The sequence below is a fragment of the Arthrobacter sp. DualSoilB13 genome, assembly GCF_055389195.1.
The window spans coordinates 2,309,454-2,323,445 of record NZ_AP035865.1; the positions used below are offsets into that span (position 1 = coordinate 2,309,454).

Annotated in this window: 12 protein-coding genes; 1 reads left to right on the top strand and 11 read right to left on the bottom strand. The window is 62.3% G+C overall.

Annotation, left to right across the window (positions count from 1 at the left end; genetic code table 11):
* Positions 1–23 precede the first annotated feature (23 nt).
* From ACZ5J0_RS10545 to ACZ5J0_RS10580, 8 genes are all read right to left on the bottom strand, one after another.
* The gene (locus tag ACZ5J0_RS10545; protein ID WP_142939076.1) at positions 24–878 is read right to left on the bottom strand and encodes a shikimate dehydrogenase; all 855 of its coding nucleotides are present in this window, start codon (positions 876–878) and stop codon (positions 24–26) included.
* Positions 875–2,632 (bottom strand): endolytic transglycosylase MltG, encoded by a 1,758-nt coding sequence (gene mltG / locus ACZ5J0_RS10550; RefSeq protein ID WP_464093084.1) that lies wholly within the window; start codon positions 2,630–2,632, stop codon positions 875–877. Before mltG ends, ACZ5J0_RS10545 begins: the two co-directional genes overlap by 4 nt.
* The gene (gene ruvX / locus ACZ5J0_RS10555; RefSeq protein ID WP_142939074.1) at positions 2,629–3,219 is read right to left on the bottom strand and encodes a Holliday junction resolvase RuvX; all 591 of its coding nucleotides are present in this window, start codon (positions 3,217–3,219) and stop codon (positions 2,629–2,631) included. Before ruvX ends, mltG begins: the two co-directional genes overlap by 4 nt.
* A gap of 2 nt (positions 3,220–3,221) precedes the next feature.
* Complete coding sequence (alaS, locus tag ACZ5J0_RS10560; RefSeq protein WP_142939073.1) at positions 3,222–5,900, bottom strand: alanine--tRNA ligase; 2,679 nt, start codon at positions 5,898–5,900, stop codon at positions 3,222–3,224.
* Positions 5,901–6,014: 114 nt separating this feature from the next.
* Complete coding sequence (locus ACZ5J0_RS10565; RefSeq protein ID WP_187697181.1) at positions 6,015–6,245, bottom strand: hypothetical protein; 231 nt, start codon at positions 6,243–6,245, stop codon at positions 6,015–6,017.
* Between the two features lie 48 nt (positions 6,246–6,293).
* The gene (locus tag ACZ5J0_RS10570) at positions 6,294–6,668 is read right to left on the bottom strand and encodes a DUF948 domain-containing protein (RefSeq protein WP_142939072.1); all 375 of its coding nucleotides are present in this window, start codon (positions 6,666–6,668) and stop codon (positions 6,294–6,296) included.
* 158 nt (positions 6,669–6,826) lie between these two features.
* A complete protein-coding gene (rpsD, locus tag ACZ5J0_RS10575; RefSeq protein ID WP_142939071.1) occupies positions 6,827–7,447 on the bottom strand; it encodes a 30S ribosomal protein S4 in 621 nt (206 codons plus the stop codon).
* Between the two features lie 204 nt (positions 7,448–7,651).
* On the bottom strand, positions 7,652–9,145 hold the full coding sequence (locus ACZ5J0_RS10580) for a replication-associated recombination protein A (RefSeq protein WP_464093085.1): 1,494 nt from the start codon (positions 9,143–9,145) through the stop codon (positions 7,652–7,654).
* Between the two features lie 41 nt (positions 9,146–9,186).
* Between ACZ5J0_RS10580 and ACZ5J0_RS10585 the strand changes: the two genes are divergently transcribed.
* Positions 9,187–9,786: a Vms1/Ankzf1 family peptidyl-tRNA hydrolase gene (locus tag ACZ5J0_RS10585; protein WP_464093086.1), complete on the top strand. Its 600-nt coding sequence runs from the start codon at positions 9,187–9,189 to the stop codon at positions 9,784–9,786.
* A 26-nt stretch (positions 9,787–9,812) separates the two neighbouring features.
* Here the strand turns inward: ACZ5J0_RS10585 and ACZ5J0_RS10590 are convergent, their stop codons facing one another.
* The 3 genes from ACZ5J0_RS10590 to hisS form a co-directional block, all read right to left on the bottom strand.
* Positions 9,813–10,595: a GNAT family N-acetyltransferase gene (locus ACZ5J0_RS10590; protein WP_464093087.1), complete on the bottom strand. Its 783-nt coding sequence runs from the start codon at positions 10,593–10,595 to the stop codon at positions 9,813–9,815.
* An 87-nt stretch (positions 10,596–10,682) separates the two neighbouring features.
* Positions 10,683–12,476, bottom strand: a complete 1,794-nt coding sequence (aspS, locus tag ACZ5J0_RS10595; protein WP_142939067.1) for an aspartate--tRNA ligase — start codon at positions 12,474–12,476, stop codon at positions 10,683–10,685.
* Positions 12,477–12,585: 109 nt separating this feature from the next.
* Positions 12,586–13,935, bottom strand: a complete 1,350-nt coding sequence (gene hisS, locus ACZ5J0_RS10600) for a histidine--tRNA ligase (protein WP_464093088.1) — start codon at positions 13,933–13,935, stop codon at positions 12,586–12,588.
* Positions 13,936–13,992: the final 57 nt, after the last annotated feature.

Here is a 13,992-nt window from a genome sequence, read left to right on the forward strand (position 1 = left end):
ACCAATCCTGCCATGTAGGGCGTCTAGAACACTCGCCGGGGAAGCCCGACTGAGTCGCACATCACATCTATGACGGCGGCGTCGACGTCACAGCCGCTAAAGCGCCTGATCTGCTCGGCCGCCTGGTACATCAGCATCTCCAGGCCCGGGACCACCGCTCCCCCATGGCGTTGCCACACTTCCGCCAGGCGGCTTGGCCAGGGATCGTAAGCGACATCCAGCAGGACGCCGGCGCCGCTGCCGGGCAGCGCCGCCAGCTCCTCCGCCAAGGAATCGGCGGCACGGGGTGGAAACGTGGAGATGACCAGGTCCGTCCCGGCCACAGCAGATGCCGCTTCCGTCAAGGGCCGGACGGCAAGGGAAATTCCGACGGCGGCCGCGGCGGCTCTCGCATCCCCGGCCCGTCCCGCATCACGAACGAAAACGTCAACGTGGTGGGCGCCAAGTTGCTGCGCAGCAGCAACGGCCGCAGCCGACGTGCCGCCACCACCAAGGATGGCCGCATGAGGTGCGGCAACCACGCCCGCGTAGCGAACCGCTTCGACGATGCCAGCCACATCAGTGTTGTACCCCACCCGACGCACCTGTCCGGCGTCGTGCTCGAAAACGACTGTGTTGATGACACCAAGATGGGCGCCGGCGCCGCGGACTTCGTCCACTTCCTTGACCATGGCAGACTTCAACGGCATGGTCACTGAAAGGCCGCACCAGGCGTCATCACCGCGAAGTGACTCCATGAACGATGGGAGCCTCTCAACAGTGACGTCGATCGCCGAGTAGTCGATGTCCACACCCAACTTTGCGTAAGCTGCGCAGTGCAGTGCCGGAGACTTCGAATGTGAAATCGGGTGCCCCAGGACTGCGGCACGACGACTCACACACACCGTCCCGCATTAGCCTGGCACCACGCGTTGTACTGCTCAACATAGGTGTTGTGCTCAGCCAACGTCTTGGAGAACTTGGTCTCCTTGGTGTCCAGGTTGATGGTCACCCAGTAGAGGTAATCGTTCTGGGTGGGTTTGGCCGCAGCATCAATGGCCGTTTTGCCCGGCGAGCCAATGGGCCCTACCGGAAGCCCAACGTTGGCGTAGGTGTTGTAGGCATTGGACTTATCAGCCTTTTCCTCCTCGGTGAGGTGGAACGACTTCTTGCCCAGACCGTACGTCACCGTGGCATCAGACTGGATCAGGCCGCTGGTCTCAACGTTGTTGGGCTTGAGCCTGTTGTAAATTGCTCCAGCCACGTTTCCATAGTCCGCCTGACCACCTTCGGCCTGAACAATGCTGGCGATGGTCACGGTGTCGTACTGCTTGGCGGGGTCGGTAACGCCTTGGGCCTTGAGTTCATCGAGGGTGGTGGCCACCAACTTCCGGATGATGTCCTTGGCGGACGTACCGAGTTCGAACCGATATTCGCCGGGGGCAAGGAAGCCTTCCAGGCTCTTGGCCTTGGCGGGAACACCAAACTGCCCGGGTGCCTGATTCAAGGCGTTGAGCTCCTGCATGGGAATGCCCGAACCCTTGGAGATAGCCTCCAGGGATTCATTGATACGCAGGCCCGCGCTCAGCGCAAAGTACATCACCTTGGATGCGTCCTTGTTCACCAGGACGGCCACAGCATCCGAATTCTTCATCTCAGTCCGGAAAGTGAAGGATCCAGGCGAGAGTTCGCCGCCTTCGTTGAGGAACTCCTTGACGAAAGCATCGGAATCGGCAACCACACGATTGGCAACCAGATCGTTTGCAACAGCCTTGGGACCGGAGCCTTCGGGCACCGTGATGGTTACCGACCCCGTGCCCGGGCCGGGGTAATCGGTCACTTTGTCCATGCCCAGCAAGGGCTTCAGGAACTGCGCACCAATGGCTATTGCGGCTACGAAGACACCCAGCGTGATCAGAAGAGCCACAACACGACGCCGACGCCGGGCTCTTTTCGCGGCCGCCTTGGACGCCGGACTCGCCGCGGGGGCAATGAGGTCGTGGGGGTGCTCGTCATGAAGAAGAACGTCATTGTGGAGTTCGTCATGGATGCCGAGCTGGTAGTGGGCATCGTGTTCAGCGTACTCGTGGCCGTCGGCGTGTGCTTCGGGATGCTCTGCCGAAAGGGCTTCATGTTCCACATCACCGTGATGGGCATCATCGGGGTGAAGATTACCGTGCGGAGTATCTCCGTGATCAACCCCGCCCTGCTCGAAAGAGGGGACGTGTTGCTCCTGATCGTGTTGTTCCTGGACGTCTTGTTGCTGGCGGTCCTGCTGATGCCCATAGGGCTCATCGTGCGCTTCAACCATATGAACCGGGGCATCATCAGCCACAACAACAGGCGACTGGGCCTGCGACGGGGACGCTGCGGACGTTGGCGGTGCAACTGGAGTCGGGGGTGCAACAGCGGTAGGAGTATCCGCCGGGGCGGGCTTAACCCCCGGGGCAGGCTGTACCGCAGGGACTGGTCGGGGCAACTCGGGCTCACCCTCCGCCGAGGGAGTCGCCTCCCCCGGAGTCGCTTCGGGAACGGGTACCACATTGTGGTTCTGCGTGGCGAGGAATCGTTCACGCGCCCGCAGCTCTTTGCGGGTGAGCGGCATACCGCCGCCGGCGGTACCGCTTGAGGGGTCGTTGTTGACCGGGCTCACAGTTGCAGTCCCCTCTTAGAAGAATCGGATTCACTACCGGAGGCAGCCCGCAGCGTTGGGGCACTGCTGGGTTTTTCGGACTGCACCGGTGCCTGCACTCGGCGGCCAACGTCCGTTCCTCTGGCTTTTTGCATGTCGATTGCGTGCTGCAGTATTCCAGCAGCGGCAACCTGATCAACCACTTTACGGTGGTTCTTGCTGCTCATGCCAGCTTCGTGCAGGTTGCGGTGTGCCGTAACAGTTGAAAGTCGCTCATCGACGAGGTTTACGGGAACGTCCAAACCAGCACGTTGAAGCTCGCTGGTAAGGAGATCCGCGTAGTCCATGGCCATCTGCGCGGACGCACGTTCCTCGCCCTTCATGGTGCGGGGAAGGCCCACAAAAATTTGTACCGCCGGCAGTTCGACAGCGTGTTTGACGACTACCCGCACATCGGAATTTTTCTTGCTGTCCCGGCCAACCGTCTTGAACGGCGTGGCCAGGATCCCGTCCGGATCGCAGATGGCCAGACCCACCCGAACGGTACCGACGTCTACCCCCAGCTTGATGCCATGGGGGTAGACGTCACTGTCAGAACTGGAATCCACCGTCAGCGCTTGGCAATCGCATCCACCACCGCTGTGAGGGCCTCAGAGACCTTCCCAGCGTCGGTGCCGCCGCCCTGGGCGACATCGTCCTTGCCACCGCCGCCGCCGCCGAGAATCCCTGCTGCCAAACGCACCAGCGCTCCGGCCTTTACCCCTGCTTCGCGGGCAGCCTCGTTGGTGGCAATCAGTATGACGGGACGGTCATTGCTGACACCTGCAACAGCCACGGTGGAGGCTTCCGAGCCAAGACGATTGCGGAGATCGAGGGCAAGGTTGCGCAGATCATCAGCGCCGCCCACCTGGCCGGCGTCGTGGGCTACAACCCGAACACCGGCAGCATCCTTGGCAGTACCCGTAAGGTTTGCGGCCGCTGCGGCGAGCTGCTCTTTGCGGAGGCGATCAAGCTCCTTCTCCGCAGCCTTGAGCTTGTTCAGGGTGCTGGAGATGCGGTCAGCAAGCTGTCCGGATGGAACTTTCAGCAAATCCGTAAGCTCGGAAACCAGAGCCCGCTCTGCCGCCAGATGGCGGAAGGCGTCCAAGCCAACAAAGGCCTCAACACGGCGGTTTCCCGAGCCAACAGACTGCTCGCCCAGCAGGGAAAGGCTGCCGATCAGGGACGTATTTGCCACGTGGGTACCGCCGCACAACTCACGGGACCACGCGCCGTCGATCTCCACCACGCGCACTTCGCTGCCGTAGTTTTCCCCGAACAAAGCCATAGCGCCCAGCGCCTTGGCTTCGGCGAGCCCCATCACCTTGGTGTCAACCCGGTAGTTATTCCGGATGGCGATGTTGGAGACCTCTTCAATTTCAGACCGCGTTGCTGTGCTGAGGCCTTCGCCCCAGGCGAAGTCAAAGCGCAGGTATCCGGCCTTGTTGAAGGAACCGCGCTGGGTAGCTTCAGGGCCGAGGATCTGGTGCAATGCAGCATGCACAATGTGCGTGCCGGTGTGGGCCTGCTCAGCAGCGTGACGACGTTCACGATCGACGGCGGCGCGCACCAAGGCATCGGAAGCGATCTCACCTTCGCGGACAATCGCCTTGTGCACGCTGAGCCCCTTGATGGGACGCTGCACGTCCAGGACCTCCACCACGAACCCGTCACCGGTGATGAGGCCGGTGTCAGCAGACTGGCCACCAGCTTCGGCATAGAACGGGGTCTCGTTGAGGACAAGCTCGATTTCCTCGCCGGTGGAAGCGTGGGCTACCGGCCGGCCACCGCTGACGATGCCGCGGACCTTTGCTTCGCCCTCAAGTTCGTTGTATCCGGTGAAGACCGTTTCGCCCTTACCCAGAAGCTCCTGATAGGCGCTGAGGTCGGCGTGGCCACCCTTCTTGCCCTTCGCATCGGCTTGGGCACGCTGGCGCTGCTCGAGCATGAGAGCACGGAAGCCTGCCTCGTCCACCTTGAGGCCGGCTTCCTCGGCCATTTCCAGGGTCAGATCGATCGGGAATCCGTACGTATCGTGCAAGGCAAAGGCGTCAGCACCGGAAAGGGGAACGCCGGCAGCCTTAGACTCCGCTACAGCATCTTCCAATCGTGCCGTACCTGAAGCGATGGTGCGCAGGAATGCCTTTTCTTCGGCGTAGGCAATGCGGCTGATGCGCGCGAAGTCGGTCTCCACCACCGGGTAGACACCCTTCATGGCGTCACGGGAGGCAGGGAGCAGCTCCGGCAGGCAGGCTTTTTCGACGCCGAGCAGGCGCATGGCGCGGACGGCGCGGCGAATCAGGCGGCGCAACACATAGCCGCGGCCTTCATTGGACGGTGCGACGCCATCAGCAATGAGCATCAGGGCAGAACGAATATGGTCACCAACAACGCGCATGCGGACATCGTCGGTGTGGTGCGGATCATCCGGGGATTCAGCTGAGGTGTACTCGCGGCCGGACAATTCAGCGGCTTTATCGATCACAGGACGGACCTGGTCGGTCTCGTACATGTTTTCAACACCCTGGAGGATCATCGCAAGACGCTCCATGCCCAGGCCGGTGTCGATGTTCTTCTGCGGCAGTTCACCGACGATGTCGAAGTCCACCTTGGAGCGGACGTTTTCGATCTGGTACTGCATGAACACGAGGTTCCAGATTTCGATGTAGCGGGTTTCGTCGGCCAGGGGGCCGCCTTCGATGCCGTAAGCAGGGCCGCGGTCGTAGTAGATCTCAGAGCAGGGACCGGCCGGGCCGGGCTGTCCGGTGGACCAGTAGTTGTCGGCCTTGCCCATGCGCTGGATACGCTCGGCAGGAATGCCGGTGTTCTTGAGCCAGAGTTCTTTGGCTTCGTCATCCTCTTCGTAGACAGTCACCCAGAGGCGCTCGGCAGGAAGTCCGTAACCGCCGTCATCAACGCTGGTGGTCAGCAGCTCGAAAGCGAACTTGATGGCGTCTTCCTTGAAGTAATCTCCAAAGGAAAAGTTGCCGCACATCTGGAAGAACGTGCCGTGGCGGGCAGTCTTGCCTACTTCTTCGATGTCTCCGGTGCGGATGCACTTCTGGACGCTTGTGGCACGGCTGTAGGGAGGCTCTTCGCGCGCAGTGAGGTAGGGAATGAAAGGCACCATTCCGGCCACAGTGAAGAGAAGTGACGGGTCGCTGGAAACGAGCGACGCGGAGGGAACGGCGGTGTGGCCCTTGTTGACAAAAAAGTCCACCCAGCGCTTGGTGATCTCCTGCGACTTCATTAGCTGATTACTTACCCTTCTCAATTCACTGCACACGATGTGCGCGGTACCGGCTGGTGCCGTTCCGCAGCTTTCCATTCTGCCCTGTTGAGGGCGCGGGGGCGAACCGCTCCGCTAGCGCCGCGACGATACGGCGTCGTCGATACCCAACGCGGCCCGCAATTCCTCTTCGCGTTGGTGCGTCCCCGTACGCACGGCATCGGCAAAGTCGAACAGGCCATCAGCCATCCGGCCAACAGCCCGGTTCAGCCCTTCCGGACCAAGATTGGCCTGGGCTTCGGTGATCTTACGGAAGGCGATGACGCCGATGGCGACGCCGATGCCCATCCACACAATTCGTTTCATGAGGTCTCCCTGTAGTTCAGCGGCTGATTGGGGAAGCGGCTGGTTGGGTCAGCGGCTGCGGCGGCCGGAGGAGGTGGTGCGGCGTCCAGCAAACGCCGAACGGACGCCGTAGCTGAAGGCAGCCACCTTAATCAAGGGTGAACCTACCGTTGCTGCTACAAGCGAGGACAACGCGGAGATGTTGGCCGAGGCATCAGAGACGTTGGAGGCAATGCCGTCAACTTTCTTCAACTGCTGGTTGGTGGTGGTCACCGTGGCAGTCACTTCATCCATCAGGGGCGTGGCGCCATCGCTGATGGAACGGATGGAGGTCCGCACTTCGTCAAAAACGCCACCCAGCTTCAAAATGGGCACGGCCAAAAGCAGGACGAGGAGTGCAAACACTCCTGCTGCGATGAGGCCGGCGATGTCGCCACCAGACATAGAACTCTTCTCCTTGGATCGTTTCGCTGCCTCGCACCAGCCGATTCCGGGCTTTGGGCAAGGCCTCCCCCAGTACCTTACCTATATTGGCCCGGTACCTTACATACAAAGAAGCCCGCGGCGTGTGCCACGGGCTTCTCTGTATGCGCTGCTGAAATTTAGCGAGCGTAGAATTCGACGACGAGCTGCTCTTCACAGATCACGGGGACCTCGGAGCGCTTCGGGCGACGAACCAGGCGGGCCTGGAGGGCGTCAATCTTGACGTCCAGGTATGCCGGCACGTTGTTGAGCACGTGTGCGCCAGCAGCTGCCACCTGGAACGGGGGCATAACCTCGGAGCGGCTGTGAACGTGGATGAGCTGGCCTTCGCCAACGCGGAAGGACGGGCGGTCCACGCGGACGCCGTCAACCATGATGTGGCGGTGCACAACCAGCTGGCGGGCCTGTGCGATGGTGCGGGCGAAGCCTGCACGGAGCACCAGGGCGTCCAGACGCATTTCGAGGAGCTCAACCAGGTTTTCACCGGTGAGGCCCTTGGTGCGGCGTGCTTCTTCGAAGGCGCGGGTCATCTGGGCTTCGCGGATGCCGTACTGGGCGCGCAGACGCTGCTTTTCGCGCAGACGTACGGCGTAGTCGGAGTCCTGCTTCTTGCGGGCACGGCCATGCTCACCGGGGCCGTACGGGCGGCGCTCCATGTACTTGGCGGCCTTGGGGGTCAGAGCAATGCCGAGTGCACGCGAAAGACGTGCGGTACGGCGAGCACGAGTGTTGTTAGCCACTTGTGTCCTTCCAATTACTGCGGTGTGTCAGTGTTACTGGCCTCCATCAGGGAGAGCATCGGCCAACCGCTACCTCTTGCTACTAGCCCGGGCGCACAGCTCTATTGAAGGAATCTTCAGTGGGATTGTGCGTCAGGCCATGCCAGACAAGGATCAAGCCTACCATGGGCAGGGCTATCATCTGCAGGCGTCGTGATCAGGGCCCTACTCCCCGCGCACGATTTTGCGGAGCCGTTCCAGCCTGGCGGCGATATCGCGTTCAGCTCCGTTACCAGTGGGTTGGTAATAGTCCTTACCCACCAGGTCATCCGGTGGATACTGCTGGGTTGCCACGCCGTGTGGTTCATCGTGGGCGTACTTGTAGCTCTTGCCGTGACCCAGCTGCTTTGCCCCCGGGTAGTGCGCATCGCGCAGGTGCATGGGGATTCCACCGCCGAATCCGGCACGAACATCTGCCACGGCTTTGTTCAAACCCATGTACGCGGCGTTGGACTTGGGTGCTGTGGCCAGGTGAACCACCGCCTCAGCCAGCACAATCCTGCCCTCCGGCATGCCGATCAGTTGCACTGCCTGCGCTGCGGCCACCGCGGTCTGCAGCGCCGTGGGATCGGCCATTCCAATATCTTCCGCAGCGGAGATCACGATCCGCCGTGCAACAAACCTCGGGTCCTCACCGGCTTCAAGCATCCGCGCCAAATAATGCAAAGCAGCATCGACATCCGAGCCCCTTATGGACTTGATGAACGCGCTGGCCACATCGTAGTGCTGATCGCCGGCGCGGTCGTAGCGAACGGCCGCAGCATCAAGGGCACGTTCTGTGTGGCGGAGCTCCACCAGCACGGGAGCCTCAGGAAGGCTGTCCTTCGGGAGCCCGGTTTCGCCGTCGGTGTCGCTGAACTCATCAGTTCCTGTCGCATCGTCGTCGGAAATCTCGACGGCGGCGGAGTCACCGAAGGCTACTCCGGCAGCGGCTTCCAACGCTGTCAGAGCCCTCCGGGCGTCCCCTCCGGAGAGGCGGACCAAATGGTCCAGCGCCTCGGAACTGAGTTCAACGCGGCCGGCAAGGCCACGGGCGTCAGCCACGGCCCGCTGCAGCAAACCCGAAATGTCGTCATCGGTGAGCGGCTTCAGGGTGAGCAGTAGCGAGCGGGACAGGAGTGGCGAGACCACGGAGAAGGACGGGTTTTCCGTGGTGGCCGCCACCAGCACCACCCAACGATTTTCCACACCAGGAAGCAGGGCATCCTGTTGGGCTTTATTGAAACGGTGGATCTCGTCGAGGAAGAGCACGGTGGTCTTCTTGTAGAGGTCGCGGGCAGTCAAGGCCTCGTCCATAACGCGGCGAACATCCTTGACGCCGGCGGTGATGGCAGACAATTCAACGAACTTACGCCCCGGTCCGCGAGCAATGACATGGGCGAGCGTCGTCTTTCCAGTGCCGGGCGGACCCCACAGGATGACCGAACTTGGGCCCGCCGGGCCTGCGGCATCAGCACCCGCGGCCAGCTGCCTCAACGGCGAACCCTGCCCCAGCAAATGCTGCTGCCCCACTACCTCGTCAAGAGAACGGGGGCGCATTCTGACGGCGAGCGGACTCCGCTGGGAAGCCATCCAGTGAGCATCGGAGGGACCCCCTGACACGGGCAGATCCTCGGACTCGTCGTCATCCACTGCACCGGCACCAAAGAGATCTTCCACATGGATAGGCTACTCATAGTTCCAGCAAAGGAGACATCGACGTGGATCGCCGATCATCTGCCCCTCGTCAGAGGCCCGGCAGCCGGACCGCTTTGGTACCCGCGGACAGATTGCAGGGCTGGGTGGACCGTTTTGTGGCGAGCCATGGTCCTGTTGGCGAAGACCTCGACGACGGCGGGGTACTTCTGAGGGCGGCCGATGGTGCGAGTGCGCTCCTGAAGGCACCCTGGCCCGCCGACGGGCGTCCTGGCCGGGGAACAACCGAAGTGGCCCGCATGGCTTCGCTGGCAGCCCAGGAACGCGGGCTTGGCTTGCTGCTGGTACGCAAGGGCGGTTACGCCCTGGCCGCCGCTGGCGGGTCCGCCATCCTCGCTTCGAAGAGCAGCAACCGATTCCTCGACGCCAAGGCCACGGCAGAACACGCTGCGCGCATTTTCAACGATCACCGCGTTGAGTACATTGTCCCGGGCGGCGACCGCGCACTGGTGGATCAGGTTCTTGCCCAGCCCCTCCTTGGCACCATTGCCGGGCGTACGCGCCTGGCCTTCCTGGACGTTCAGGCTCCAAAGGCATCAGTGCTGGCAAAGTGCGCTGCCGACGCCTGCGCCGTCCGCATTACGGTGACTGATCCGCCGGCCTGACACCAGGCGGAGGAGCAGCCCCGGAACTAGCAGCCGCTGGACGCACGCCTCAGAGGTGCCTGCCGGTACAGGTAGCTGCCGTAGTCAGTGAAACCGGCGTGGGAGTAAAGCCGCTGTGCTCCGTGATTGGCCTCGGTGACCAGCAGCCAGAATCCCTCAAGATCTTGATGGGTCCCTGCGTTCAACAACGCCGCCAGAACCGTGGTCCCGTATCCGCGCCTCCGGTGCCCTGTTGACGTCGCCATGCTGTAAATCCCGCCCCAGCCACCAACCAAAGCGAGTCGTCCTACGGCGGCCGGGACGCCGTCGTCGTCCCTCACCAGTGCGTACAGCGCAGGGCAGGCGCTGAGAATCCTGTGAGCGACCGACAGTTCAGCGTCGCCTCCCCGGCCGTCGACGGCCCACCACACCCGTAGCCATTCCTCGGATGGTTCATCAGTGATTTCAACGTCCCGGCCGGAGGAGTCCACCGGCAGAGATTCCGTGCCCCGGACCATGATCTTCGTTGAAGACTGCCGCGTGTAGCGCTGCTCATCCAGGTAGGCATTAAGGGCGGCGCTGCGGGGGTCGTCAAAGACCTGGAAGATCAAGGGAAGCCGGCGAAGCCGATACCACTCCGTTGCAGCACGTACGGACTGCGCCATGCCCGGGCTTTCCTCCTGCCCACCGGCAGGGTTCCTTGGCCACACCGAATTGGCCCGCTGGGTCACACCGCCCGAAGCACGCAGGACCCACTCCCCCGTATCTTCACGTTCCAGCGCAGGCCAGGCCTTGTCCATGAGGGATTCCAAAAATGCTTGCTCCACCATTCAGCGGCACCTTTTCGTCAACAGGAGGGTTTCGGCGGCGGGAACACCAAAGGCCCCCCACCGTGGTGGAGAGCCTTTGGCTACCGTTTACTCGGACTTCGTGTCCGGCTTGGCGGCAGGCTTGGCCTCGGGCTTGAAGTCGACGCCCGCTTCCTTGCGCTGCTGGGGAGTGATCGGTGCCGGCGCAGCTGTCAGGGGGTCGTAGCCGTTGCCCGATTTCGGGAAGGCAATGACGTCGCGGATGGACTCCACTCCGGCGAGCAAAGCAACCACACGGTCCCAGCCCAAGGCCATTCCACCGTGCGGAGGCGCGCCGTACTTGAAGCCTTCCAGCAGGAAGCCGAACTTGGTTTCAGCGTCTTCCTTGTCCAGGCCCATGAGCTGGAAGACGCGTTCCTGCACTTCGCGCTCATGGATACGGATGGAACCGCCGCCGATCTCGTTGCCGTTGCAGACGATGTCGTAGGCGTAGGAGAGAGCGGACTCCGGGTCCTTATCAAAGGTGTCCAGGAACTCCGGCTTGGGCGAGGTGAAGGCGTGGTGAACAGCCGTCCATTGTCCCCCACCCACCGCGACGTCACCGGAGGCGACAGCTGCGGCAGCGGGCTCGAACATGGGAGCGTCCACGATCCAGACGAAAGCCCAGTCCTTGGGATCGATCAAGCCGGTACGGTGACCGATTTCCACTCGCGCAGCACCGAGCAAGGCGCGGGCTGCGGACTTCTCGCCGGCGGCGAAGAAGATGCAGTCGCCGGGCTTGGCGCCAACGGCGTCCGCCAGACCTTCGCGCTCGGCGTCAGTAAGGTTCTTGGCCACCGGGCCAGCCAATTCGCCGTCTTCCTTGAAGAGGACATAGGCCAGGCCCTTGTGACCACGCTGCTTGGCAAATTCCTGCCAGCCGTCCAAGGTACGCCGCGGCTGGGAAGCACCGCCCGGCATGACCACGGCGCCAACGTACGGTGCCTTGAAGACGCCAAAGTTGGTGTCCTTGAAGAACTCGGTCAGTTCAGTCAGCTCGACGCCGAAGCGCAGGTCAGGCTTATCTGAGCCGTACTTGGCCATGGCGTCCAGGTACGTCATGCGGCGGATCGGCGTGGGGATCTCGACGTCGATCAGCTGCCACAACGCCTTGACGATCGCTTCACCGAGCTCAATGACATCATCCTGATCAACGAAGCTGGCTTCGATGTCCAGCTGCGTGAATTCCGGCTGGCGGTCCGCGCGGAAGTCCTCGTCGCGGTAGCAGCGGGCAATCTGGTAGTACTTTTCGAAGCCGCCCACCTGGAGGAGCTGCTTGAAAAGCTGGGGCGACTGCGGAAGCGCATACCAGGAGCCCGGGGCAAGACGCGCCGGAACAACGAAGTCACGGGCGCCTTCCGGCGTCGAACGCGTCAACGTTGGGGTCTCGATTTCCACGTAGCCGCGCTGGTGCAGGAGTTCGCGCGCCACACGGTTTGCCTCGGAACGCAGACGCATGTTGCGGGCGGGGCCAGGGCGGCGAAGGTCAAGGTAACGGTGCTTGAGCCGGGCTTCCTCGCCGACCTCCACGTGCTCGTCAATCTGGAACGGGAGAGGCTCGGAGGTGTTGAGGATAACAACGTTGTCCGCGATAACCTCGATGTCGCCCGTGGCCAGAGCCGGGTTCTCGTTGCCTTCAGGACGCTTGTTGACGGTACCCGTCACCTGCAGCACGTACTCGTTCCGAAGGCCGTGGAAGACCTCTTCCTCACGGACAACCACCTGGGCGACACCGGAGGCATCACGCAGGTCAACGAATGCAACGCCACCGTGATCACGGCGGCGGCCCACCCAGCCGGCCAGGGTAACGGTTTGTCCAATGTGCTCGGAGCGAAGGGATCCGAGGTCATGTGTGCGCAGCACAGCATTCCTTTCAGCATGAAATTTAGAGGGACCGCTGCAAAGCGGTCCCGTCCGAGTTTACCCGCCCCGGCTAAGGCTCCCGCCACAACCAGGGAACAGTGGTTGGCGCCTAGCTGGCCGTGGTGATCCGGACGTGCAGATCCTCTTCCGACGGTGCCCAGCTCGCAGGGTCCGCGTCTACCTGCTCGCCGGAGCGGATGTCCTTGACCTGGTGCTTGCCGTGGTCGTCGGTGAACCACACGAACGGAATGCCGCGACGGTCCGCAAACTTGATCTGCTTGCCGAACTTCTCCGCTTTGGCGGCAACTTCCGTGGCAATGCCGCGGCCGCGCAACTGGGCGGCGATGTCCTGCGCCGCGTACCAGCTGTCATCTGAGTTCAAGGCAACCAACACCGCCGTGGGCACCGATCGGGAGGCCGTGGCCAATTCCTGGCTGAGGATGCGGGACACAAGTCGGGTCACGCCAATGGAAAGGCCGACGCCGGGGAACTTGCGGTTGCCCTTGCTCGCCAACGCGTCGTAGCGGCCTCCGGAACAAATGGACCCCAGCTGCTCGTGGCCCACGAGCACCGTCTCAACAACGGTTCCGGTGTAGTAGTCCAGGCCGCGGGCAATGCTGAGGTCGGCAATAACCTTGCCAGGGGCCCGCTGGACGGCAGCATCAATAACCTGCTGAAGCTCATTCAGGCCCTCTTCCAGGAGGTCGTCCTTGACTCCAAGTGCACGCACTCTTTCCACGAATGAGGTGTCTTCCGTTCGGATGCCAGCCAATTCCAGCGCCAGTGCAGCTTGCTCGTCCGTGGCTCCGAGCTCACTCTTAAGCAGCTCAGCCACCTTGGCGGCGCCGATCTTTTCCAATTTGTCGATGCTGCGCAGCACCCCGGCCGTGTCAGTGAGCCCAATGCCGCGATAAAAGCCTTCGGCCAGCTTGCGGTTATTGATCCGGAGCCGGAAGTCCGGGATCGGCAGGGCGCTCAGAGCTTCGGCGATCACCAACGCAATTTCGACGTCGTAGCGGAACGGCAGTTCGCCGTCGCCCACAACATCGATGTCTGCCTGGGTGAACTCACGTGCGCGGCCTTCCTGGGGCCGCTCCCCCCGCCAGACTTTCTGGATCTGATACCGGCGGAAGGGAAATGCCAGGTACCCCGCGTTCTCCACCACGTAGCGGGCAAAGGGAACGGTCAAGTCGAAGTGAAGGGCCAAGGCGTTCGGGTCAGACTTGTCCGACTTGGCAGCCTCACCTTCATCGTCCTGAAGCCGGCTCAGGCCGTAGACCTCTTTGTCGATCTCACCTTTGCGGAGAAGCTGTCCAACGGTTTCGACAGCACGGGTCTCAATGGAGGAAAAGCCGTGGAGCTCGAACGTCTTCCGGAGCGTATCCAGCACATGGAGTTCCACCAACCGCTCCTGGGGAAGCCACTCGGGGAATCCGGACAGGGAGGCGGTACGTGCCATGGTGGAAAGTCTCCTCAAAAAAGGCTGACGCTGGCATCACACCGCAGCTTTAAACGC